Source organism: Frigoribacterium sp. Leaf44 (genome assembly GCF_001421865.1).
Lineage (GTDB): Bacteria > Actinomycetota > Actinomycetes > Actinomycetales > Microbacteriaceae > Frigoribacterium.
Genome location: NZ_LMLG01000001.1, coordinates 447,993 through 470,435 on the forward strand (window position 1 = coordinate 447,993; position 22,443 = coordinate 470,435).

General features: G+C 72.1%; 19 protein-coding genes and 1 pseudogene. 7 read left to right on the forward strand and 13 right to left on the reverse strand.

Annotated elements, in window-relative coordinates; all coding sequences use genetic code 11:
- Positions 1-13 precede the first annotated feature (13 nt).
- The 4 genes from dacB to ASE87_RS02125 are packed head-to-tail and all read left to right on the forward strand — an operon-like array spanning position 14 to position 4,735.
- Positions 14-1,549 (forward strand): D-alanyl-D-alanine carboxypeptidase/D-alanyl-D-alanine-endopeptidase, encoded by a 1,536-nt coding sequence (dacB, locus tag ASE87_RS02110; protein ID WP_235472165.1) that lies wholly within the window; start codon positions 14-16, stop codon positions 1,547-1,549.
- A 38-nt stretch (positions 1,550-1,587) separates the two neighbouring features.
- On the forward strand, positions 1,588-2,196 hold the full coding sequence (locus tag ASE87_RS02115; protein WP_043597501.1) for an isochorismatase family protein: 609 nt from the start codon (positions 1,588-1,590) through the stop codon (positions 2,194-2,196).
- The gene (locus tag ASE87_RS02120; protein WP_369813987.1) at positions 2,193-3,686 is read left to right on the forward strand and encodes an NAD-dependent succinate-semialdehyde dehydrogenase; all 1,494 of its coding nucleotides are present in this window, start codon (positions 2,193-2,195) and stop codon (positions 3,684-3,686) included. The genes ASE87_RS02115 and ASE87_RS02120 overlap by 4 nt, the downstream gene beginning before the upstream one ends.
- Positions 3,683-4,735 (forward strand): Gfo/Idh/MocA family oxidoreductase, encoded by a 1,053-nt coding sequence (locus ASE87_RS02125; RefSeq protein WP_056225571.1) that lies wholly within the window; start codon positions 3,683-3,685, stop codon positions 4,733-4,735. The genes ASE87_RS02120 and ASE87_RS02125 overlap by 4 nt, the downstream gene beginning before the upstream one ends.
- 47 nt (positions 4,736-4,782) lie before the next feature.
- Here the strand turns inward: ASE87_RS02125 and ASE87_RS02130 are convergent, their stop codons facing one another.
- The 9 genes and pseudogenes from ASE87_RS02130 to ASE87_RS02170 all read right to left on the reverse strand — a co-directional run bounded on the left by ASE87_RS02130 (position 4,783) and on the right by ASE87_RS02170 (position 14,998).
- Positions 4,783-5,817, reverse strand: coding sequence for an enoyl-CoA hydratase/isomerase family protein (locus ASE87_RS02130; RefSeq protein WP_056225573.1), 1,035 nt, complete (start codon positions 5,815-5,817; stop codon positions 4,783-4,785).
- Positions 5,818-5,872: 55 nt separating this feature from the next.
- Positions 5,873-7,819: an ABC transporter ATP-binding protein gene (locus tag ASE87_RS02135; RefSeq protein ID WP_056225576.1), complete on the reverse strand. Its 1,947-nt coding sequence runs from the start codon at positions 7,817-7,819 to the stop codon at positions 5,873-5,875.
- A 174-nt stretch (positions 7,820-7,993) separates the two neighbouring features.
- A complete protein-coding gene (locus tag ASE87_RS02140) occupies positions 7,994-9,340 on the reverse strand; it encodes an MFS transporter (RefSeq protein WP_043596876.1) in 1,347 nt (448 codons plus the stop codon).
- A gap of 215 nt (positions 9,341-9,555) precedes the next feature.
- Positions 9,556-10,176, reverse strand: a pseudogene (ribA, locus tag ASE87_RS02145) (GTP cyclohydrolase II); the annotation flags it as partial.
- Positions 10,177-10,193: 17 nt separating this feature from the next.
- A complete protein-coding gene (gene ribD / locus ASE87_RS02150) occupies positions 10,194-11,195 on the reverse strand; it encodes a bifunctional diaminohydroxyphosphoribosylaminopyrimidine deaminase/5-amino-6-(5-phosphoribosylamino)uracil reductase RibD (protein WP_082452353.1) in 1,002 nt (333 codons plus the stop codon).
- Between the two features lie 38 nt (positions 11,196-11,233).
- Entirely contained in the window at positions 11,234-11,938 is a 705-nt protein-coding gene (locus ASE87_RS02155; RefSeq protein ID WP_056225583.1) for a GNAT family N-acetyltransferase, read from the reverse strand.
- A 2-nt stretch (positions 11,939-11,940) separates the two neighbouring features.
- Complete coding sequence (gene trpS / locus ASE87_RS02160) at positions 11,941-12,945, reverse strand: tryptophan--tRNA ligase (protein WP_082060174.1); 1,005 nt, start codon at positions 12,943-12,945, stop codon at positions 11,941-11,943.
- A gap of 48 nt (positions 12,946-12,993) precedes the next feature.
- Entirely contained in the window at positions 12,994-13,839 is an 846-nt protein-coding gene (locus ASE87_RS02165; RefSeq protein WP_056226780.1) for an exodeoxyribonuclease III, read from the reverse strand.
- Between the two features lie 10 nt (positions 13,840-13,849).
- Positions 13,850-14,998 carry a YihY/virulence factor BrkB family protein gene (locus ASE87_RS02170; protein ID WP_056225585.1) on the reverse strand — a complete coding sequence of 383 codons (1,149 nt, stop codon included), beginning with the start codon at positions 14,996-14,998 and terminating at the stop codon, positions 13,850-13,852.
- A 165-nt stretch (positions 14,999-15,163) separates the two neighbouring features.
- Between ASE87_RS02170 and ptsP the strand changes: the two genes are divergently transcribed.
- Positions 15,164-16,813: a phosphoenolpyruvate--protein phosphotransferase gene (gene ptsP, locus ASE87_RS02175; protein ID WP_082452240.1), complete on the forward strand. Its 1,650-nt coding sequence runs from the start codon at positions 15,164-15,166 to the stop codon at positions 16,811-16,813.
- 42 nt (positions 16,814-16,855) lie between these two features.
- Here ptsP and ASE87_RS02180 read toward each other — a convergent pair whose 3' ends face one another.
- Positions 16,856-17,599: a hypothetical protein gene (locus ASE87_RS02180; protein WP_056225588.1), complete on the reverse strand. Its 744-nt coding sequence runs from the start codon at positions 17,597-17,599 to the stop codon at positions 16,856-16,858.
- Positions 17,600-17,788: 189 nt separating this feature from the next.
- Between ASE87_RS02180 and ASE87_RS02185 the strand changes: the two genes are divergently transcribed.
- Both ASE87_RS02185 and ASE87_RS02190 read left to right on the forward strand, forming a co-directional pair.
- Positions 17,789-18,922, forward strand: a complete 1,134-nt coding sequence (locus ASE87_RS02185; protein ID WP_157489645.1) for a DUF6177 family protein — start codon at positions 17,789-17,791, stop codon at positions 18,920-18,922.
- Positions 18,922-19,269, forward strand: coding sequence for a hypothetical protein (locus ASE87_RS02190; protein ID WP_056225594.1), 348 nt, complete (start codon positions 18,922-18,924; stop codon positions 19,267-19,269). Before ASE87_RS02185 ends, ASE87_RS02190 begins: the two co-directional genes overlap by 1 nt.
- 97 nt (positions 19,270-19,366) lie before the next feature.
- Here ASE87_RS02190 and ASE87_RS02195 read toward each other — a convergent pair whose 3' ends face one another.
- From ASE87_RS02195 to sdhD, 3 genes are read right to left on the reverse strand one after another with little or no spacing between them, the layout of a single operon-like run.
- Positions 19,367-20,122: a succinate dehydrogenase iron-sulfur subunit gene (locus ASE87_RS02195; RefSeq protein WP_043594421.1), complete on the reverse strand. Its 756-nt coding sequence runs from the start codon at positions 20,120-20,122 to the stop codon at positions 19,367-19,369.
- 1 nt (position 20,123) lies between these two features.
- Complete coding sequence (gene sdhA / locus ASE87_RS02200; protein WP_043594419.1) at positions 20,124-21,932, reverse strand: succinate dehydrogenase flavoprotein subunit; 1,809 nt, start codon at positions 21,930-21,932, stop codon at positions 20,124-20,126.
- Positions 21,933-21,990: 58 nt separating this feature from the next.
- On the reverse strand, positions 21,991-22,440 hold the full coding sequence (gene sdhD, locus ASE87_RS02205) for a succinate dehydrogenase, hydrophobic membrane anchor protein (protein WP_055971558.1): 450 nt from the start codon (positions 22,438-22,440) through the stop codon (positions 21,991-21,993).
- Positions 22,441-22,443 lie beyond the last annotated feature (3 nt).

Here is a 22,443-nt window from a genome sequence, read left to right on the forward strand (position 1 = left end):
TATGATGTCCTCGATGAGCGATCAGGGTGAGCCACGTCACGACCGTCCCGAGGCGACCACGGGTGGTGACGGCGCCGGCCCCCGCGACGCGGCCACGGTGACGTCCGCCGGTTCGGGGTCGTCCGTGTGGCGATGGGTCTCGTCACGGCCGCGAGGGGTCCTCGTGGCGGCGGGCGTCCTCGTGTTCGCCCTGCTGGGCGGCGGCGCCGTCGCCGCCGGGGCCGCCACCGCGCCCGACGCCGCGACGGTGCGGGCCGCCTCCACTTCCCCCGAGCCGGCGGTCACCATCACACCGACGGTGACTCCCACGGTCGACCCCGCTCGGTCGGTACCGGGCGTCATCCCGGGGGCCACGCGCCTGCGGACCTGCTCGGTCGCCGGTGCCGCGTCCGACGCCCGTCTGGCCCAGTTCGAGGGCAGCGTGGTCAACGCCACCACGGGTGAGGTCCTCTTCGACCGCAACGGCTCGACCCCGGCGCGCACGGGCAGCGTGCTGAAGACCCTGACGAGCGCGGTCGCCCTGTCGGTCCTCGGGCCCGACGCCAGTCTCACCACCCGCGTGACCGGCGACGCCGGGACGGGTGCCGTGTCCCTGGTCGGCGGCGGCGACGCCACGCTCAGCGCCACGGGTTCGAGCGTCTACGCCGGGGCCCCCACGGTCGCCGACCTCGCGACCCAGGTGAAGGCGTCGCTCGGCGAGCAGCCCCTCACGCAGATCACGCTCGACGCCACCTACTGGAATCCCGCCGACAAGTGGGACCCGTCCTGGAAGCGCACCGAGCAGACCATCGGCTACCACTCCGAGGTCACCGCGCTCATGGTCGACGGTGACCGGGCGAACCCCGCCGCGCAGACGAGTCCGCGCAGCACCGACCCCGTCGCCCGTGCCGGCGACGCCTTCCGCTCGGCGCTCGTCACCGCGGGCGTGGTCGGTGCCGACTCCGCCACCATGACCCAGGGCACCGCCTCGAGCGGCACGGTGATCGCCCAGGTGACGTCCCAGCCGGTCAGCCGCCTCGTCTCGCAGCTGCTGCCGACCTCCGACAACACCCTCGCCGAGATGCTCGCGCGCGTCTCGTCGAAGGCGTCCGGTGCCGACGGGTCGGCCGCGTCGCTCACGGCGCTCTACAAGTCCGTGCTCTCGTCGACCTACGGTCTCGACACGTCGTCGCTCACGATCATCGACGGGTCCGGCCTGAGCGAGAACGACGCCGTGCCCTCGACCTTCGTCGCGCGGCTCATGATCCAGGTGCTGAACCGCGAGCACGGCCTCGGCGTCGTCTACGACGCCCTCCCGGTGTCGGGCAAGACGGGCACGCTCGCCTCCCGCTTCACGGGCTCGAACGCGGTGGCCCGAGGCGCCGTGCACGCCAAGACCGGCTGGATCGACACGGCCTACACGCTCGCGGGCACCGTCGACGCGGCGGACGGCACCAAGCTCACCTTCGCCTTCTACGCGATCGGCTCCGTGCAGGACAACGCCCGGGCCGCCCTCGACACCCTGACGACGGCCGTCTACAGCTGCGGCGACAACCTCGCCAACAGCTGAGGCGAGCCGCTGTCGGCGCGGCGCGCGAGAATGGTCGCATGACCAGAGCACTCTTCGTCATCGACGTCCAGAACGACTTCACCGAAGGAGGCGCGCTCGGGGTCACCGGCGGCGCCCACGTCGCGCAGGCGGTCACCGACCACCTCCGCGCCCACCGCGACCGGTACGACCTCGTCGTCGCCAGCCGCGACTGGCACGCGCCCGACGGCGACAACGGCGGCCACTTCAGCGCCGAGCCCGACTTCGTCGACTCGTGGCCGACGCACTGCGTGCAGGGTTCGACCGGTGCCGACTACCACCCCGACCTCGACACCGCCCTCGTCGACGTCCACGTGCTCAAGGGCGACGGTCGGCCGGCCTATTCGTTGTTCGACGGGCTCGTCGACGACGGGCGGCCGTTCGGTGACGTCCTCGCCGCGACGGGCGTCGACGAGGTCGATGTCGTCGGTCTGGCGACCGACCACTGCGTCCGGGCCTCGGCCCTCGACGCCGTCACCGCCGGGCTCGGGGTGACCGTGTTGACCGACCTCGTGGCAGGTGTGGCCCCGGCTCCGAGCGAGGCCGCCCTGGCCGAGCTCCGCGCGGCCGGCGTCCGCACGGTCCCGTCGTCCGACGTCGTCGACGGCTCGACCGGGGTCCCGGCGTGAGCCGCCCGGTCGTGACGGCCGCCGAGCGTCGTCGCGTGGTCGAGGCCGTGCCCACCGGTCTCTTCGTGGGGGGCTCGTGGGGCCCGTCGTCCTCGGGCGACACCATCGACGTCGTCGACCCCGCCACGGGCGAGGTCCTCGTCGCGGTGGCCGACGCGACTCCCGCCGACGGCCTGCGGGCCCTCGACGCCGCGGTCGCCGCGCAGGATGCCTGGGCGGCGACGTCTCCCCGTCACCGCAGCGAGGTGCTGCGCCGCGCCTTCGACCTGCTGATGCAGCGGCGCGACGACTTCGCCCTGCTGATGACGCTCGAGATGGGCAAGCCGCTGGACGAGTCGCTCGGCGAGGTCACCTACGGCGGCGAGTTCCTCCGCTGGTTCTCCGAAGAGGCCGTGCGCGTCTCGGGTCGCTACGGCACCAACCCCGAGGGCACCGGCCGGACGACGGTGCTGCACCGCCCGGTGGGCCCCTGCCTGCTGATCACCCCCTGGAACTTCCCCCTCGCCATGGCGACCCGCAAGATCGCGCCCGCCCTCGCCGCCGGCTGCACGGTGGTCGTCAAGCCGGCCGAGCTGACCCCGCTCACCACGCTCGCCTTCGCCGCCCTGCTCGCCGAGGCGGGTGTTCCCGACGGTGTGGTGAACGTCGTGACGACCCTGTCGGCGAACGACGTGTGCGAGCCCCTGATCCGCGACCCGCGCCTCCGGAAGCTCAGCTTCACGGGGTCGACGCCGGTCGGCTCGACCCTGTTGACCCAGGCCTCCGAACAGGTGCTGCGCACCTCGATGGAGCTCGGCGGCAACGCCCCCTTCGTGGTCTTCGACGACGCCGACCTCGACGCCGCGGTCGAGGGGGCGATGCAGGCGAAGTTCCGCAACGTGGGCCAGGCCTGCACGGCCGCCAACCGGTTCATCGTGCACGAGTCGGTCGCCGACGAGTTCACCGCCAGGGTGGTCGAGCGCGTGCGCGGGCTCCGGGTGGGCGCGGGGACCGACGACGGGGTCTCCGTGGGCCCGTTGATCGACGACCGGGCCGTCGACAAGGCGGACCGGCTCGTCCGCGACGCGGTCGGCCGCGGGGCGGTGGTCGAGACCGGCGGCCATCCCGTCGACGGGCCGGGCACCTTCTTCGAGCCGACCGTCGTGTCGGGCGTCGCCCCCGGCAGCGAGATCCTGACCACCGAGATCTTCGGCCCGGTCCTGGCGATCTCGACGTTCCACGACGAGGCCGAGGGCGTCCATCTCGCGAACGACACCGAGTTCGGGCTCGTGGCCTACGCCTTCACCCGCGACCTCGCCCGAGGGCAGCGGCTCGCCGAACGGCTGCAGACCGGCATGCTCGGTCTCAACGTCGGCGTGGTGTCGAACGCCTCGGCGCCGTTCGGCGGCATCAAGTCGTCGGGCCTCGGTCGCGAAGGCGGTGCCGAGGGCATCCACGAGTACCTCGAGACGGTGTACGTGCTGACCCCCGACCCGTTCGCCGGCTCATGAGCGCCGTCGAGCCGCTGCGCGTCGGCATCGTGGGCTACGGGCTCGCGGGGCGGGTGTTCCACGGCGCGCTGCTGGCCGCCGACCCGGCCTGGCAGGTCGACGCCGTCGTCACGCGAGACCCCGACCGTGCCGGGCAGGCCGCCGCGGCGCATCCCGGGGCCGAGGTCGTCGCCGACGTCGACGAGCTCTGGGGCCGTGGACTCGACCTGGTCGTCGTGGCCACCCCCAACGACACCCATGTCGAGACCGCGACGCGTGCCCTGCAGGCCGGGGCGGCCGTCGTCGTCGACAAGCCGCTCGCGACCTCGGCCGCCGACGCCCGCGGGCTCGTCGAGCTCGCCGAGTCTCTCGGCCGGCCGCTGAGCGTCTACCAGAACCGGCGGTGGGACGGCGACTTCCTGACGGCGACGCGCCTCGCGGCGTCGGGCGAGCTGGGCGACGTGCACACCGTCGAGTCGCGCTTCGAACCCTGGAAGCTCGAGAACCGCGCCGGCTGGAAGCGTCGGGCGACCCCGGCCGACGGCGGGGGCATCCTGTTCGACCTGGGCCCGCACCTCGTCGACCAGGTGGTTCGACTCCTGGGGCCGGCCCGGGCGGTCCACGCCGAGATCGCGACCCGCCGCCCGTCCGGGACGGCCGACGACGACGTGTTCCTGTCGCTCGAGCACGAGGGTGGTCGGCGGTCGCGGCTGGCGATGAGCCACGTGGCAGCCCTCCCCGGGCCGAGGTTCCGAGTGCTGGGGTCGGCGGGGGCGTACGAGGTGCACGGTCTCGACCCACAAGAGGCCCAGTTGTCGTCGGGACTCGCGCCGACCGACCCCGCCTACGGTGTCGACGCGGGCGATCGTCGGGGCGAGGTGTCCGAGGGCGGCACCCGCCGTGACGAGACGACCGATCCGGGCCGGTACCCCGCGTTCTACTCGCAGCTGGCCAGGGCCCTGGCCGGCGAAGGCGAGCTGCCGGTCGACCCCTGGGACGCCGTCCGCTCACTCGAGGTGATCGAGGCCGCGCGTCGTTCGGCGGCCGAGGGACGCGTGATCCGCCTCTGACCCGGCGGCCATCGGCGAGTGGCCCGTGGACGACGCTCGCCCCTCGGTCAGAGCCGCGTCGTCCAGTCGACCGTCGCGAGGGTCGCGGCGACGTCGACCTCGGCGAGCGTCGGAGGTGACCAGCGGGGTCGGCGGTCCTTGTCGATCACCCGTGCGCGGACGCCCTCGACGAGGTCCGGCGACGCGGCGAGCGAGGTGACGATGCCCAGCTCCTGCCCCAGCACCGCCTCGAGGTCGGGCAGACGGGCCGCCCGCCGCCGCGCCTCCAGGGTCAGCACCACCGACGTGGGCGAGGCTGCCTCGAGGTCGTCGGCCACGGCTCCGGCGTCGGCGAGACCCGACGCCGAGAGTTCGCGGAGGCGTCGCACGATCGTCCGGGCGTCGTCGCCTCGGTAGGCGTCGTCGATCCACTCGGCGGCCCCGGCGAGATCGGACGGTCCCGCGTCCGTGCCGAGTGCCCGCACGGCCTCGGGGCCCCCGTCGGCCAGTGCCGGCAGGACCCGCGTCAGCTCGGACGACGGGACGAACAGGTCGGCGAAGCCCGTGTGGAGGGCATCGGCAGCCGTCATCGCACGACCGGTCAGGGCGAGATGGGTGCCGAGCTCACCCGGGGCCCGCGACAGCAAGAAGCTGCCGCCCGCGTCGGGGGAGAGCCCGATGCGGGTCTCCGGCATGCCCACCGAGCTTCGTTCGGTGACGATGCGGAGCGTGACGTGACCGCCGAGCCCGATGCCCGCACCCATCGCGATGCCGTCCAGAAGCGACACGATCGGCTTCGACCAGCGTGCCAGGCGCAGCGTTCCCCGGTATTCGCGCCGCCACATGTCGATGCTGCGTCGCGGGTCCGTCGTGGCGGCGGCGTGGATCCACGCGATGTCGCCCCCGGCACAGAACCCCCGGGGCCCGGCACCCCGCAGCAGCACGGACGAGACCCCGGGGTCGTCCTCCCAGACGTCGAGCGCCTGCTCGACGAGCCCGAGCATCTCGATCGTCACCGCGTTGATCTTCTGCGGGCGGTTGAGGGTGATCACGCCGACCCCGCGGTCGACGTGGGTCAGGACGGTGGGGGCGACGTCGCTCATCGGGCCATCGTCGCACGGCGTCGCGGCCGTGCGCCGACACCCCCGCACCCCGGTCTCAGACGAGGAGTTGGTGCTTCGCCAGATCCTTATAGAGCGGCGTCGTCTGCACGAGTTCGGAATGGGTGCCCACGCCCACCACCCGGCCGGCTTCGACGACGACGATCTGGTCGGAGTCGACCACGGTCGAGAGCCGGTGGGCGATCACGATGAGCGTGCGGTTCTCGGCGACGGCGTCGATCGCCTCGCGGAGGCGCTGCTCGTTGAGACCGTCGAGACTCGAGGTCGACTCGTCGAGCAGCAGGATCGGCGGCGCGTTGAGCAGCGTGCGGGCGATGGCCAGGCGCTGACGTTCGCCGCCGGAGAGCATCACCCCGTCCTCGCCCACCTGGGCGTCGAGACCTTCGTCGCCGCGTTCGACCACCGCGGTCAGGTTCACGGCCTCGAGGACCCGACGGCAGTCGTCGTCCGTCGCCTCGGGCGCACCCAGGGTGAGGTTGTCGCGGATCGTCCCGGCGAGCACGGGTGCGTCCTGTTCGACGTAGCCGATGCGCGACCGCAGGTCGCGCCGGTCGAGGGTGCGGACGTCGGCCCCGCCCACGCGCACGGCACCCGAGGTCGGGTCGTAGAAGCGCTCGATGAGCGACAGGATCGTGCTCTTGCCCGCTCCCGAGGGGCCGACGAGGGCCGTGCGCTTGCCGACGGGCACCGAGAAGCTCACCCCTCGCAGCACCGTGAGGTCGTCGTCGGCGGGGCCCTCGCCCGAGTCGTGGGCCGGGGCACCGGACAGCTGCGGCCCACGCGTCGCCGGCCCGGTGGCGACCGGCGAGTCGGGGTACCGGAAGTGCACGTCGTCGAACCGGACGGCGATGCCGTCCTCGGCCGTGAGACCGGCGCCCGCCTCACGGGTCGCCACCTCGGCCGCGAGGCGTTCGTCGCCGTCGGTCTCGCTCGGCAGGTCGAGGATCTCCTGGATGCGTCCGAGCGCCCCCAGGGCCTGGTTGACGCTGAGCACGGCACCCAGGGCCTGACCGAGCGGCATGATCATGAGGAAGAGGAAGAGCACGAACGAGACGAGCGAGGCGATCTCGATGGCTCCGCTGGCCACCCGGTACCCCCCGACGCCGAGCACGACGAGGAACGAGGCCTGGAGGGCGACGGACGAGATCGGCACGACGAGTGCCGAGATGCGCGCCACCTGCAGCCCCCGTTGGTAGGCGCCCTCGGCGTCGCGTTCGACGGCGACGATCTCGCGTTCGGTGGCGCCCGAGGCGCGGATCGTGCGGACCGAGCTGATGGCGCGTTCGACGGCGGCCGTCAGGTCGCCCACCTTCTCCTGCGCCTGGCGGCTCGCCACGCGGATGCGACCGGACAACAGCACGACGACGACGACCGAGACGGCGACGACGAGCACGGTCAGTCCGAGCAGCACGGGGTCGATCAGGAACATGCCGACCAGGGCGCCGACGAAGGTGAGGCTGCCACCGATCGCCTCGACGAGCCCCTGCGTGAGCACGGCCCGCAGCAGGGTGGTGTCCGAGCCGACCCGCGACACGAGGTCGCCCGTCCGGCGCGTGTCGAACTGGCTGACGGGCAGCCGGAGCATGCGTCCGACGAGGCGACGACGGCTCGAGAGGACGACGCCCTCGCCGGTGCGCTGCAGGAGGTAGTGCTGGAACCCGCTGATCAGCCCGGCCACGACGACCAGCGCGACCAGCGCCCAGACGAGGGGTCCGAGCGTGACGCCCTGCTGCACGGCCGAGATGACCTGCTGCACGAGCAGCGGCTGACCGAGCGACGCGGCGGCACCCAGGACGCTGAGCACGATGATGAAGGCCATGACCTTCTTGTGCTCGAACAGGTAGGGCAGCAGCTGACGGAACGTGGCACGGGGACCCTCGGGCTGCGGGCGGCGACCCCACCGCGACCGAGGCGCGGCCGGTGGGTCGACCCGCGTCTCCTCGCCCTCGGACGTCGTCGTGCGCGCGCGTGTGTCGGAGCTCATGATGCCTCTCGTGCCAGGTGACCGGCGTCGCGGGGTGCGGCGGTCGGATGTCGCGGGCGGTGCCACCGCCGACTACGACCGTACTTCGTCCCGGTGACTTCCACCTGCGTCACGGAACCGGCCCGCGTCCCCGGTCACGAGGCGCGGGCCGGGCGGCAGGGCACGTCGCGTCGGTCAGCCGGCCGTGTCGTAGTCGACGTCGCGGGTCTCCCGGCTGAGCACGAGCGCGATCAGGGTCAACACCGCCATCGACGACAGGTAGAGGCCCACGAGCCAGGTGCTGCCGCCCGCCGCCGTCCAGAGTGCCACGGCGATGAAGGGGGCCACGGCGGCTCCCAGGATGCTGGCCACGTTGTAGCTGATCGCCGAACCGGTGTAGCGCACGCTCGTGGGGAACAGCTCGGGCAGCACGGCCCCCATCGGTCCGAAGGTCAGCCCCATGAGGACGAAGCCGATGATGAGCAGCGCCTGAGCCCCGAGGGCTCCGGCCGCGAACAGCGGGGCGAACGTGAAGCCGAAGACGAGGATGCCCGCCGTCACGCAGATGAGCATGGCGCGGCGCCCGTACTTCTCGGCGAGCGGCCCCGACACCAGGGTGAAGATGCCGAAGAACACCACGCCGAGGATCAGCATCCAGAGGAACTGCGTCCGGGGGATGCCCAGACCTGCCGGGTCACCCGCGGCGTCGGCCGTGCCGAACGTCAGCGTGAACGTCGTCATCAGGTAGAAGAGCGTGTAGGTCGCCAGCATGATGAACGTGCCGAGCAGCAGGGGGCGCCAGCTCGACCGGACGACGCGGGCGAGTGGCAGCGTGGCGACGTTGCCCGAGTCGACGACCTTCTGGAACGCCGGGGTCTCGATGAGCTTGAAGCGCACGTAGAGGCCGATGATCACCAGCACGGCACTCGCCAGGAACGGCAGGCGCCAACCCCAGGCCAGGAACTGCTCCTCGGTGAGGGTCGTGTTCAGCAGCACGAAGAGCAGGTTGGCGATGATGAAGCCGATGGGCGCACCCAGCTGGGGGAACGTGCCGTAGATCGCTCGGCGGTTCGCCGGGGCGTTCTCGGTCGCGAGCAGCGCGGCACCGCTCCATTCGCCGCCGAGGCCGAGGCCCTGGCAGAAGCGCAGCACGACGAGGCAGGCGGGGCCGGCGACCGCCCAGCCGGGCGTGGTGCCGGCCGGGATGCACCCGATCAGCACCGTCGCGATGCCCATCGTCAGCAGCGAGGCCACGAGGGTGCCCTTGCGACCGATGCGGTCGCCGAAGTGCCCGAAGACGATCGACCCGACGGGCCGGGCGATGAACGCGACGCCGAAGACCGCGAACGAGGCGAGGCGCGCCACGGCGGGGTCGTCGTTGGCGAAGAAGATCGTCGGGAAGACGAGCACCGCGGCGGTCGCGTAGACGTAGAAGTCGTAGAACTCGATCGAGGTGCCGATGAGGCTCGCGACGATGACGCGCGAGCGCTTGTTGGTGGTGGGGGCGGACGACGTCGACGGGTCGACGGTGGGTACGGACACGGGGCACTCCGGGGCAGGGGTCGAGGTCCCGGCGGACGTCGACGACCGGGCGCGTGATGCGGCGCAGCGGGTCGGACGGAGGCGCGGCGCAGGGATCTGCGGATCGCTCGGCCGGGTGAGACGGGGGCCGCTCGTGACAGCCGCGTCCATCGTACTCCGGCTCGTACCCCGGCGGGGACGCGCGTCAGGGCCGCAGGAGCGCCCCGGTCGCGGGCTCAGTCGTCGGAGCCGAGGTGGCCGGGCAACTCGTGACCCATGCGGTCACGCTTGGTGTCGAGGTAGCCCTCGTTGAACGCCCCCACGCCGACGACGAGCGGAACCAGTTCGGTGACCTCGATGCCGTGTTCGCCGAGCTGACGTCTCTTCTCGGGGTTGTTGCTGAGCAACCGGACGCGGGTGAGGCCCAGGTCGCGCAGCACGTCGGCAGCCGCGCCGTAGTCTCGGGCGTCCGCCGGCAGCCCGAGGGCGAGGTTGGCGTCGAGGGTGTCGAGGCCGTCCTCTTGCAGGCGGTAGGCCCGGAGCTTGTTGACGAGGCCGATGCCCCGACCCTCGTGGCCGCGCAGGTAGACGACCACACCGCCGTGGTCCCGGATGGTGTCGAGCGCGGCGTCGAGCTGCGGGCCGCACTCGCACTTGAGCGAGCCGAAGGCCTCGCCGGTCAGGCACTCGGAGTGGACGCGGACGAGGGCGTCGTCCGCCGGGGGGAGGCCCGTCGGGTCGCTCGCGATGATCGCCACGTGGTCGGCCCCGGTGACCGTGTCGCGGTAAGCCCTCATGCGGAAGGTGCCGTGGCTGGTGGGGACCGTGGTCTCGACCTCGAACGACACCTGGGACGATGCGGCGGGGGTGGTGGTCATGCGGGTCTCCTGGGGGTGTCGCGGGCGACGACCACCAGGTCGTCGCCGAGGGGGTGCGCGTCGGTGACGCGCAGTCGTCGTTGCCCGTCGATGTGGTCGACGCCGAGGTCGTCGAGGGCGGTCCGAGGGCCGCCGAGCAGCGTGGGCGCGAGGTAGACCACGTAGTCGTCGACGAGTCCGAGCCGGACGAACGCACTCGCCACGGTCGGCCCGCCCTCGACGAACACACTGCGGACCCCGCGGCGTCCGAGGTCGTCGAGCACGGCCTCGAGGTCGTGCGTGCCCGTCGCGACGAGCTCGCGGGGATGCCGGCGCAGGGCGGCGTCGGCGGGCACGGGGCGCGTGCCGACGACGACGGGCAGGGGCTGGTCGGGCAGCAGTTCGCCGCCGTCGCCCCGGGCGGTCAGGCTGGGGTCGTCGGCCAGCACGGTGCCCGTGCCCACCAGGATCGCGTCGTGGGCCGCCCGCTGCTCGTGGACGTGCTGCCGCGCCGCCGTGCCGGTGATCCACCGGCTGCTGCCGTCGGACGCGGCGGTGCGGCCGTCCAGGCTCGAGGCCCACTTGAGCGTCACGAAGGGTCGGCCCGTCCGGGCCGTCACCAACCAGCGGCGAGCCATCTCGGCGGCCTCGTCGGCGAGCACGCCGTCGACCACCTCGACACCCGCCCGCCGCAGCCGGTCGGCCCCGCCACCGGAGGACGCGCCGGGATCGGCGACGGCATGGACGACGCGGGAGACGCCCGCCTCGATCAGGGCGACGCTGCAGGGGCCGGTACGCCCCACGTGGTCGCAGGGTTCGAGCGTGACGACGGCGGTCAGGCCGCGGGCCTCGCCGGGGGGGAGGTGCGAGAGGGCGTCGACCTCGGCGTGCGGGGTGCCGGCACCCCGGTGCCACCCCTCGGCGGCCGTGCTGCCGTCGGGGCGCAGCAGGACGCAACCGACCTGGGGGTTGACCCCGCGGGCCGGCCCCCGGCGGGCGAGCGCGACAGCCCGTCTCATGGCGTGCTCCAGGAGCTCGTGGTCGATCGAGTCGATGCTCACGGGGCCTCCGGGACGGAACGGTCGCGCGCCGGGGCGTGCGCGGTGGGGGACGGGCGGACGACGCCGTCGACGGCATCGGTGAGGGAGTCAACGCCGTCGGCGACGGGGTATTCCGTCGAGCGGCCGGGGCGGGCCCCGGGACGTCCCAGGTCGGGCCAGCCCGGCCGCGCCACCCGCGCGTCGTCCGGTCGCAGGCGGGCCTTCCAGCAGAGGGGGTGGCCCCCGTCACGGTCGGGGTGGAGCCCCGGACCGACACCCTGGTACGTGAACCCCGTGCGGCGGGCGACGGCGGCCGAGGCGTCGTTGCCGACGTAGCCCTCCCAGAAGAGTTCGCGCAGCCCGCCGGCACCGAAGGCCCAGTCGGCCACGAGGCCGAGGGCCTCGGTCATCAGGCCGAGCCCACGCGAGGCCGGGGCCGTCCAGAAGCCGACGTCGGACGAGCGGAGTCGCACGCTGATGACGCCCTCGAGCAGGCCCGACCCCGGGCGGCGCAGCCCCCACGTGAACTCGCGTCCGGTTGCCCACCCGTCGTCCACGATGCGCCGCAGGAAGAACTCGGCGTCGGACCGTGCGTACGGGACGGGCACCGTGGTGAACCGCTGCAGCGTCTCGTCGCGGCAGGCGTCGACGATGGCCGGCACGTCGGCCGCGCTCGGCACCACCAACTCGAGGGTCGGTGACGCGAGCACGAACGGCAGCACGATCAGGCCTTGCGGACGAAGCCGATGCGGTCGTACACGGTGTCGATCGTGGCCTGGGCGATCTCGTTCGCCCGATCGGCGTTGACCGCGAGGATGCGGTCGAGCTCGGTCGGGTCGTCGAGCAGTTCGAGCGCCCGGGTGCGGACGGGTGCGAAGGTCTCGACGACGACCTCGGCCACGTCCTTCTTCAGGTCGCCGTAGCCGCGACCGGCGTAGCGCTCCTCGAGGTCGGCCACGCTGTCGCCCGAGAACGACGACAGGATGGTGAGCAGGTTCGACACACCCGCCTTGGCCCCGCGGTCGAAGCGGATCTCGCGCTCGGCGTCGGTGACCGCCGACTTGATCTTCTTGGCGGTGCGGCTCGGCTCGTCGAGCATCCACACGACACCCGAGTCGGTCGCGGCGGACTTGCTCATCTTCGACTCGGGCGACTGCAGGTCGTAGATGCGTGCGGACTCTTTCTGGATCGTCGCCTCGGGCACGACGAACGTCTCGCCGAAGCGGGAGTTGAACCGGGTGGCGAGGTCGCGGGTGAGTTCGACGTGCTGACGCTGGTCGTCACCCACCGGAACCGTCTCGGCCTGGTAGAGCAGGATGTCGGCGGCCATCAGCGTCGGGTAGGCGAACAGTCCGAGCGAGGCCGCGTCGGACCCCTGCTTCGCCGCCTTGTCCTTGAACTGCGTCATGCGGCTGGCCTCGCCGAACCCGGTCAGGGTGTTGAGCACCCAGGCCAGCTGCGTGTGCGCCGGCACGTGCGACTGGATGAACAGGGTCGACTGCGCCGGGTCGATGCCTGCGGCGATGTACTGCGCGGCGGTGCCACGGATCTGGGCCCGCAACGCCGCGGGGTCTTGTGGGACGGTGATGGCGTGCAGGTCGACGACGCAGAACAAGGCGTCGTGCGTCGTCTGCAGCGACTTCCACTGCTGCAGGGCGCCGATGTAGTTGCCGACGTGGAGCGAGTCGGCGGACGGCTGCATGCCGGAGAAGAGACGGGGCTTGGTCATGGGGTCCTCGGTCGGGGTGGTGCGAGAAGGGAGGGGCGGGACGCGGGGTCAGAGTCGGTAGTCGACGACGACCGGAGCGTGATCCGACCACCGCTGGTCGTAGGCGGCCGCCCGGTCGACCACGTAGTGCTCGACCTTGTCGGCCAACGCCGGGGTGGCCAACTGGTAGTCGATGCGCCAACCGGTGTCCTTGTCGAAGGCCTGACCGCGCCACGACCACCACGAGTAGGGCCCCTCGACCTCGCCCGCGAAGCGTCGGCCCACGTCGACCCACCCGAGGCCTTCGCCGCCGGTGCCGTCGACCGTCTCGACCTGCTGGCCCGCCGGCCCGAGGAAGCGGTCGAAGTACGACCGCTCACGGGGGAGGAAGCCGGCGCGCTTGACGTTGCCCTTCCAGTTCTTGATGTCGAGCTCGCGGTGCCCCACGTTGAGGTCGCCCGTGACCACCGAGAGCTCGTTGTGGGCGGCGAGCTCGGGGAGTCGCGCCGACATGGCGTCGAGGAACGTCCATTTCTCGTCCTGCTTGGGGGTGTCGACCTCGCCCGAGTGGACGTAGGTGCTGACCACGGTCACCACGGTGCCGTCGATCTCGTAGTCCGCCTCGAGCCAGCGGCCGGCGCTGTCGAAGTCGTCGGGCCCGAGCTCGACGCGGTGCACGTGAGCCGTGCCCCGACTGGCGATGGCGACCCCCGCCCGGCCCTTGGCGGTCGCCGGATCGTGGACGACGTTCCATTCGGGGCCGAGCAGGCCCTCGAGGTCGTCGGTCGAGGCGCGCACCTCTTGCAGCGTGAGGACGTCGACGTCGCGCGCCGAGAGCCACTCGCCCATGCCCTTGCGGAAGGCGGCACGGACGCCGTTGACGTTGACGGTGGCGAGACGGAGGCGCGTGGACATGGGCTCCAGACTAGCGGCGGGCACCGTCAGGAGGGCTCGTGGGCGGGACGTCGGGCGGGTCACCTCGACGGACGGCACGCATCGACCGCGAGAGCAGGCCGCGGGCGCCGTCGACGAAGCGACCACCGCGCGACCGGGCCCGCGCCTCCTGGGCTCGCCGTTCCTCCTCGAGGCGCCGCAGACGGGCCGCCTCTTCGTGCGGGTCGGCGAGGACGCCGAGGTCGTCCATGCCGACGGCGATCCAACCGGCGCTGAGCAGCAGCACCTGGCACAGCAGGTTGATCACGATCAGCAGTCCGACGATCGCCGCGAACGAGGCGACGAGGGGGTTCGAGCCCGTGGCGCGCAGCACGACGCCTCCGACCACGGTCAACGAGACGAACCCGGCCGCGCCGATCATGGCCCCCGCGAGGAGTCGACGGAAGGGGATGTGGAGTCCGGCCAGCACGCGGAAGAGCACCGCGAGCACCGCGGTCTCGAAGGCGAACACGAGCACGATGCCGACCACGCGCAGGGTCGCCTCGCCGACGATCGACCGGGTCGAGACGCCGACCCCGGACAACAGGCCCGAGACCGCCGTGGTGCTGAGCAGCGACAGCGTCGCCGAGACGACCACGGCGGCGCCGAAGCAGAGCGCCAGGCCGAGGTCGCGCACGATCAGGCGACCGAGCGGAGTGACGGGTTGGGGTGCCCGGAACACGATGCGGACGCAGTCGCGCATGCTGCCGAGCAGCGTGATGGACGACACGAGCAGGCCGAGCAGGGCGACGGCCCCGGTCCAGCCGAAGACCGACGCGTCGAGCAGCAGTTCCGGGTCGACCACGCCCGTGCCGTCGACGTCCTGGATCAGCCCGGGCACGGCCGACCGGATGAACACGATCAACTCGTCCCGCAGCAGCTGGTCGCCCGAGACGACGAACCCGGCGACCGAGAAGCCCACCCACAGGGCGGCGAACAACGCGAAGAGCGCCTGGTAGGTGAGCCCGGCCGCGAGCAGGGGTCCCTTCGCCGTGACGTGCCGTGCCAGCACCCGGGTCGGGCGCGACCCCGCGACGCGCGACCCGGCCCGCCGGGCACGTCCGGGTGGACCGCCCGCCGAGGAGGCGCGGGCCGCCTCGGCCGGGTCGGGCGTCGGTTCTCGGGTCCACGGCGCACGCATGCGTCCAGGGTAGGGGTGGCCGCGCGAGGCGGTCCGGAGCACCGGGATCGGCGCCGGCGACGGTGCAGACCGGACGTCCGGGCGTTCCGTCTACGATGGACCGACCGTGGGCGTGCTCGGCGTCGTGCCGTACGTCCCCATCATCGAGACTCGAAGAGGTTCACCGTGGCACTACAGGGCGTTGGCGTCGGACGTGGAGTGGCCGTCGGCCCCGTCAGGAAGATGCCCGATCCGCTGCCCGAGCCGGGCACCGACCCTCGTACGGCCGACGCGGCCCTCGAGTACGACGCCGTGCTCACGGCACTCTCCGCCGTCGCCGCCGACCTCACGGCCCGGGGCGAGAAAGCCGGTGGCGAGGCGAAGGACGTCCTCGACGCCCAGTCGCTGATGGCGCAGGACCCCACCCTCACCGACGACGTCAAGGCCCGCATCGACGACGGTCGCACCGGCGAACGCGCCGTGCACGAGGCGTTCTCCGCCTTCCAGGACCTTCTGATCGGCATGGGGGGCTACATGGCCGAGCGAGCCACCGACCTCGGCGACGTGGCGCAGCGCGTCATCGCCTCGCTGCGCGGCGTCCCGGCCCCGGGGGTGCCCGAGAGCGACACCCCGTTCGTCCTCGTCGCGCCCGACCTCGCGCCCGCCGACACCGCCCTGCTCGACCTCGACAAGGTGCTCGCGCTCGTCACGCGCGACGGCGGGCCCACGTCCCACACGGCCATCCTCGCCCGGTCGAAGTCGATCCCCGCGATCGTCGGCGTGACCGGCGCCCTCGACCTGGCCGACGGCACCGTCGTCGTGGCCGACGCCGCGACCGGCGTCGTGACGGTCGACCCCTCCGCCGACGAGGTCGCCGACGCCGAGAAGCGCATCGCCGACCGGGCCGCCGCGGCCGCCGCACCCCTGACCGACGGTGCCCTGGCCGACGGCCACGTCGTCCCGCTGCTCGCCAACCTCGGCGCGCCCGCCGAGGCCGCGGGGGCGATCGAGCTGGGTGCCGAGGGCGTCGGCCTGTTCCGCACCGAGTTCCTCTTCCTCGGCAACTCCTCCGCGCCCACCGTCGAGAGCCAGACCGCGAGCTACACCGCGCTGCTCGAGGCCTTCCCGGGCAAGAAGGTCGTCGTCCGCGCCCTCGACGCCGGCGCCGACAAGCCGCTCAGCTTCTTGAACGATGCCCACGAGGAGAACCCCGCCCTCGGCCTGCGGGGCCTCCGCGCCCTCCGCGTCAAAGAAGACATCCTCCGCGACCAGCTCACCGCCCTGGCGGCGGCGCAGGCCGCCACCACCGCCGACCTCTGGGTGATGGCACCCATGGTCAGCGACGCCGAAGAGACCGAGTACTTCGTCACCCTCGGACGCGAGCTCGGACTGAATACCGTGGGCGTCATGGCCGAGGTCCCTTCGCTCGCCGTGCTCGCCGACCAGATCTTCGCCACCGCCGACTTCGTCAGCGTCGGCACGAACGACCTGACCCAGTACACGATGGCGGCCGACCGCATGCTCGGCTCCGTCGCGGCCTACCAGGACCCCTGGCACCCGGCCGTTCTGCGCCTGGTCAAGTCGCTCGGAGACGCCGGCGCGGCCGCGGGCAAGCCCGTGGGCATCTGTGGCGAGGCCGCCGCCGACCCGCTGCTGGCCGTCGTGCTCGTCGGACTCGGGGCCACCACGCTCTCGATGACGCCGGCCGCACTGGCCGACGTGCGGCTGGAGCTCTCGCGCTACACCCTCGAGCAGGCTCGCACGCTCGCGACCGCCGCCGTCGCGGCGACCACCGCCGCGGGCGCGCGTCAGGCCGCCGAAGCCGTCACCGTCTGACCCGTTCCGGCGGTCGGCCCCGGGGTCGACCGCCGCCCGTCCTCAGCGCGAGTCGGTCTCGGCGTGACGTTCGTCGAGGTGGTCCGCGAGTTCGCCCCAGGCGACGACCACGTCGCGGAGCGCGCCGGCCGTGCTCTCGTCGAGCACCGAGACGAGTCCGCGAGGATCGTCGACGAGGACGAGTGCACTCGACCGCGAGAGCACGGCGTACGACGACGACCGGTCGCCGACGGGCGCGTTCGTGCCCCGCAGCTCGAGGTGCAACCGACCCGATGACCGCGTCAGGCGCGCCCGCACCGGGTCGCCGTCCGACGCGAAGAACTCGGCCAGCGCCTCCCGGTCGTCCGACAGGACGTCACGCTCCCACCCGTTCTCGGCGAGTCGCGAATCGGCGCCGGCCACGGACTGCCAGAGGACTACCGACCTCTCGGTGGGGGAAGCTCCGGGACGCAGGCCGAACCGCGCCTCCAGGTTGTCCGCGACGGCGGCGGCCACCGCGGCACGGTCGACCGACGGCGGCGGATCGAGCCGGTCCACCACGACCGTGACGACGGCGTCGAGTTCTCGCGGCCAGACCGACACACGGGTCTCGTCGAGCAGGCGGTCGTGGTCGCCCGAGAGCAGGGTCTTCTCGACGAGCTCGTCGAGGCGGGCGAGGGCCCGGCCGAGCTCGCGGTCGGCGGTGGGGCGCAGGGGCGGCCTCGTGCGGACGGCGGCGGCGAACGCGCGACGGCGTTCGCGCTGGTCGTCGGGGCGTTCGCCGTTGCGGTACGGGCGTCGCCTCACGAGATCGCTCGCGGATCGGACCGGCGGGGTCGTCGGTCGAGACGTCGGACGTCGTGCATGGCGTGCCTCTCGAGGGTCGGGGGCGATGACGGGGACCCAGCCTAGGCCGCGGCGGGCGTCACGGGCCGCGCTGATCCGAGTCCGCCGTGCATCCGGTCGCGGCCGTCCGGCACGGAGCAGAATCGACGAGTGGGCACCCCAATCCGACACCCGTTGGTCGACGCGATCACGTCGCGCGCCGTCCGGGTCGACAGCAGGGCCCGCGTCGTCCGACTCAGTCGTCCGCTCGCGGACCTCCTCGGTCGACCCGCGACGAGTCGACGGGTCGTGCTGGTCACCAGTGAGCGGTCGCGCCTCACGGTCGGACTCCGGGCAGCCCTGGTCGCCGCCGGTGGAGTCTGGGCGGTCCACGACGACCAGGACCTACTTCGCGACGGCCTCACGGGCGTCCCCTACGAGGACGTCGACGCCGCGGCCACCGAACCGGATGCCTCCGCCGTCGCCGTGCCCGCCGCCGAGCGGCTGCCGGTCATCGCCGACGCCGTCGACACCACCTGCCAGCTCAGCGTCGACCTCACGGTGCTGCACCGGGCGTCCCACGACACGAGCCTCGGAGGCGCGGTCGAGACCCTGGGAGCGGCCGTCTCGGGCTCCGTCCCGACCCGCTGGGGGACGACCGAGCCCCTCGGGCACGTCTGGGACCGGTGGGTCCTCACCCAGCATGCTCGTCACCAGGCGCCCGAGACCGTCCGGGTCGTCGTCGAGGGGCCGCACCTCTCGGCGACCATCACCGCGCGGGTCACCGACCACGGCATCGAAGAGACCACGGCGTTGACGGTCGACGTGACCGAGGGGTCGCTCGACGACGCGATCGCGCGATTGACCCACGCCCTCGACCACATCGCCCGGTCCTCGTTGCCGACGTTCGCCCTGGTCATCGCCCGCGAGGGGGAGTCCGACCGGTGCGTCCGGGCAGTCACCTATCCGCCGCCGAACCCGGTCGCCCTGCTGATCGGGGCGCCGTCCGTCCGACGACTCGGTCTCGAACGTTCCGCCCTCGACGCCGACCGGCCCGTCGTGGTGGTCGGCCGTCCTCGGTTGCCGGCCTTCGTCGTCCCGCTGGGTGACGCGGCCACCTCGGGTTGGAACGCCCTGCACCGCACCCTCGAGGCCGTCGGCCCCGAACGGCTCGCCCAACTCGTCGCCAGCCCGCTGCTCCAGGCGTGGGAGGAAGATCTGCACGAACTCGACCTGTTGCACGAGAGTTCGGCCGGGGCCGACGTCGAGGCCGCGACCGAGCCATCGGCCGAAGACGAGGTCTGATGCCCCGCGACATCACCATCCTGAGTCCGCACGTGTACGACCAGCTCGATCTCGCCGCCGCGGCCCATGCTGTGGACGGGTCTCTCGGCGTGCGTGAGATCGACGGCGGCGACGCCCTCCAGGTGTTCGGGGTGGGCGGGGTGCCCCTGCTCACCGTCTACCAGGCGGCCGAGTTGACCGAGGCGGGCGAGCTCGATCGGTTGCTGCCCGACCCTCCTTCGGTGCGCCTCCCGGTGTTCTGGATCGACGCCGTCGCCCCGATGGGCGACGAGGGCGAGACCGGTGTGTCGGTCGCGTTGCGCCTCGCTCTCGGCCTCGAGGCCGCCTGCATCGTCGAGGACGACTGACCGCGCATCGGGGTTCGCCCACGCGCCGCGACGACGCGTGAGACCAGGAGGGCCCGACCACCAGGTGGTCGGGCCCTCTCAGGTCGGTGCGTCGCCGTCAGGCGCGACCGCGCAACACGGCCTGCTTGACCTCGGCGATGGCCTGGGTCACCTGGATGCCACGTGGGCACGCCTCGGTGCAGTTGAACGTGGTGCGGCAACGCCACACGCCCTCTTTGTCGTTGAGGATGTCGAGGCGTACCTGGGCGCCCTCGTCGCGGGAGTCGAAGATGAAGCGGTGCGCGTTGACGATCGCCGCCGGGCCGAAGTACTGGCCGTCCGTCCAGAAGACGGGGCAGCTCGACGTGCACGCGGCGCAGAGGATGCACTTGGTCGTGTCGTCGAAGCGTTCGCGCTGGGTGGCACTCTGCAGGCGCTCCTTCTCGGGCTTCGACGAAGCCATCAGGAACGGCTGGATCTCACGGTACGACTGGAAGAAGGGCTCCATGTCGACGACGAGGTCCTTCTCGAGCGGCAGGCCCTTGATGGCCTCGACGTAGATCGGCTGCGAGATGTCGAGATCCTTGATCAGGGTCTTGCAGGCCAGCCGGTTGCGGCCGTTGATGCGCATCGCGTCCGAGCCGCAGACGCCGTGGGCGCACGAGCGGCGGAAGGTCAGCGAGCCGTCCTGTTCCCACTTGATCTGGTGCAGGGCGTCGAGCACACGGTCGGTCGGCAGCACCTGGACGTCGAAGTCCTGCCAGCGGGGCTCGTCGTCGACCTCGGGGTCGAAACGACGGATGATCAGGGTGGCCGTGAACGTGGGGACGGCGTCGGAGCCCTGGGGCTTGTTCTCGAGGACAGCGGTGCTCATGTCAGTACTTCCGTTCCATCGGCTGGTAGTTCGTGATCACGACGGGCTTGGTGTCGAGCCGGATGTGGTCGCCGGCCAACGACGAGTGGGCGTCGCCGGTCAGGTAGGCCATCGTGTGGACGAGCCAGTTCTCGTCGTCGCGGGTGGGGTAGTCCTCGCGGAAGTGTCCGCCACGGCTCTCCTGGCGGGAGCGTGCCGAGTAGACGACGACCTCGGCGAGGTCGAGCAGGAAGCCCAACTCGATCGCCTCGAGCAGGTCGGTGTTGAAGCGCTTGCCCTTGTCCTGCACCGAGATGTTCTTGAAGCGATCGCGCAGGTCGGCGATCACGTGGGTGACCTCGTCGAGCGTCTCCTCCGTGCGGAACACCTGGGCGTTGCGGTCCATGCTGTCTTGCAACTCTTTGCGCAGCGTCGCGATGCGCTCGGTGCCCGTGGCGTTGCGGACGTCCTCGACCAGACCGCGCACGAAGCCGGCGGGGTCCGCCGGAAGGGGCACGAACGGGGCGTCCTTCACGTACTCGACGGCGTTGTTGCCGGCCCGCTTGCCGAAGACGTTGATGTCGAGCAGCGAGTTGGTACCGAGACGGTTCGACCCGTGCACGCTGACGCAGGCGCACTCCCCGGCGGCGTAGAGGCCCGGCACGACCGTGGTGTTGTCTCGCAGCACCTCGGCCTTGACGTTCGTCGGGATGCCGCCCATGGCGTAGTGGGCGGTCGGCAGCACGGGCACGGGTTCGGTGTAGGGCTCGACGCCGAGGTAGGTACGGGCGAACTCGGTGATGTCGGGCAGCTTGGCGTCGATCACGGCCGGGTCGAGGTGGGTGATGTCGAGATAGACGTAGTCCTTGTGCGGCCCGGCGCCCCGGCCCTCGCGGATCTCGGTGGCCATGCAGCGCGCCACGATGTCGCGGGGTGCGAGGTCCTTGATGGTGGGGGCGTAGCGCTCCATGAACCGCTCGCCCTCGCTGTTGCGCAGGATGGCACCCTCACCGCGGGCGGCTTCGCTCAACAGGATGCCGAGGCCGGCGAGGCCGGTCGGGTGGAACTGGAAGAACTCCATGTCCTCGAGCGGCAGGCCCTTGCGCCAGATGATGCCCACGCCGTCGCCCGTGAGGGTGTGCGCGTTCGACGTCGTCTTGTAGATCTTGCCGAAGCCACCGGTGGCGAAGATGACGGCCTTGCCCTGGAACACGTGCAGGTCACCGGTCGAGAGCTCGTAGGCGATGACGCCGGCCGGACGTTCCTCGCCGTCGATCTCGCCCATGATGAGGTCGAGGACGTAGAACTCGTTGAAGAAGTTGATGCCGTGCTTGACGCAGTTCTGGTACAGCGTCTGCAGGATCATGTGCCCCGTGCGGTCGGCGGCGTAGCAGGCCCGGCGGACGGGGTTCTTGCCGTGCTCCGCCGTGTGGCCGCCGAATCGACGCTGGTCGATCTTGCCCTCGGGTGTGCGGTTGAACGGCAGGCCCATGTTCTCGAGGTCGAGGACGGCGTCGATCGCTTCTTTGGCGAGGATCTCGGCGGCGTCCTGGTCGACGAGGTAGTCACCGCCCTTGACGGTGTCGAAGGTGTGCCACTCCCAGTTGTCGTCCTCGACGTTGGCGAGGGCCGCAGCCATGCCGCCCTGCGCCGCCCCGGTGTGCGAACGGGTCGGGTACAGCTTCGAGATCACCGCGGTGCTGGCGTTCGGGCCTGCCTCGATGGCCGCCCTCATGCCCGCACCCCCGGCCCCGACGATGACGATGTCGTGCTGGTGGTAGTGGACGCCGTCGACGACGGTGCTGGCGGGGGCGGGGGAGGGTGTGGTCACGGTTCTTTCCGGTGGGGGACGTGCGGCCGGGGGCCGGAGTGGACGGTGGGCCGGGTGGCTAGCCGGCGGTGCAGAACGACGGCAGCAGGTCGGCCGGGGCGTTCGCGGGGCACGGGTCGAACGTGTAGATCACGAGCGTGCCGAGGACGAGCAGGACCACCGTCGACACGAGCAGCGTGACGAGCAGCACCTTGCGCACCGTGGGCTTCGACACGTAGTCGTTGACGATGGTGCGCATGCCGTTCGTGCCGTGGATCAGCGCGAGCCAGAGGAGGAGGGTGTCGTAGACCTGCCAGAAGGGGCTGGCCCACTTGCCGGCCACGAAGGCGAAGTCGATGGCCTTGACCCCGCCCTCGCTCGCGAGCAGGTTGATGAACAGGTGGCCGAACACGAGCACGACGAGCAGCAGGCCGCTGGCTCGCATGTAGATCCAGCCCCACTTCTCGTAGTTGGTGGAGCGCTGGGCGGCGCGGGCGGAGCGCGGGGCTTCGACGGTCTGGGTGGTCATGGC